This window comes from Oleiphilus sp. HI0066 (genome assembly GCF_001635725.1).
Genome location: NZ_LWFH01001285.1, coordinates 1 through 1,200, shown reverse-complemented (window position 1 = coordinate 1,200; position 1,200 = coordinate 1). Strand labels below are relative to the sequence as shown.

1 protein-coding gene is annotated in these 1,200 nt (G+C 46.5%); it reads left to right on the top strand.

Going from position 1 to position 1,200, the window contains the following annotated elements:
- Positions 1 to 143: 143 nt before the first annotated feature.
- Positions 144 to 1,200 (top strand): multifunctional CCA addition/repair protein (locus A3738_RS18705; RefSeq protein ID WP_068763773.1); only part of this gene is annotated, 1,057 nt, incomplete at its 3' end.

Below are 1,200 nucleotides of genomic sequence, written 5' to 3'. Positions count from 1 at the left end.
AGCCGCCAAAGACAAAGCTATTCTAACGGGTGGTTTTTTGTATCAACCACATGGATTCAGTATTGAAGCCGCCGCAATGATTAATGAAGTAGAAATTGGCGGAACAGTTGGTCTTGGCTACGCCTTTTAGCTAAGCTAGCGACATGTCATCACATTCAAATTCTAATCTGCTTCCTGCAGACTCTTATTTCATCGTAGGCGGAGCCGTCCGAGACCGCCTCCTCAACCTTAAAAGCAAAGATCTAGACTGGGTGGTTGTCGGCTTAACACCAGAACAAATGGTGGAACAGGGATTTCAGCAAGTCGGCGCAGACTTCCCTGTTTTTATCCATCCTATCTCTAAACAAGAATATGCACTTGCCCGTACTGAACGTAAACACGGTGAAGGCTACAAAGGGTTTATCTGCGACTTCAGCCCTGAGGTAACGCTTGAGCAAGATCTAGAGAGACGCGACTTAACGATTAACGCTATGGCCGAAGATGCCTATGGCAATGTCATCGATCCGTATAATGGGCAGCAGGATCTCGAGAAAAAAACATTGAGGCATGTATCTTCTGCGTTTTCCGAAGATCCTTTACGCGTTTTACGCGTCGCTCGATTTGCTGCGCGCTTCCATCCCCTAGGATTCTCTGTAGCCCCTGAAACTATCACTTTAATGTCTCAGATCAGTGGTAGCGGCGAACTCGAGACACTCACACCCGAGCGCGTATGGCAGGAAACACAGCGGGCACTTGCTGAGGATTCCCCACACATATATTTTGAAGTCTTGCGCCAATGCAATGCGCTGAAAATAGTCATGCCTGAGCTTGATGCCTTATTCGGAATACCTCAACCAGCAAAACATCATCCTGAAATAGACTGCGGCATACACGCATTAATGAGCTTGCAAGCATCTGCTCAACTGACGCACTCCACAGATGTACGATTTGCTGCTCTAGTGCATGATTTAGGGAAGGCAAAAACCGACTCAAAGCAATGGCCTAAGCATCACGGGCACGAACAACTAGGGCTCAAGCCGATCAAACAACTATGCAAAAAGTTATGCACTAATCGCTACGCAGAATCACTGTCGCTCATTGCTAGCCAATACCATACCCATATCCACAGAGCGTTTGAACTGAAAGCAAGCACCATTCTCAAAGTACTCTCTGCTTGCGATGCTTTTAGAAAACCTCAACAACTTGAAGATTTATTACTAG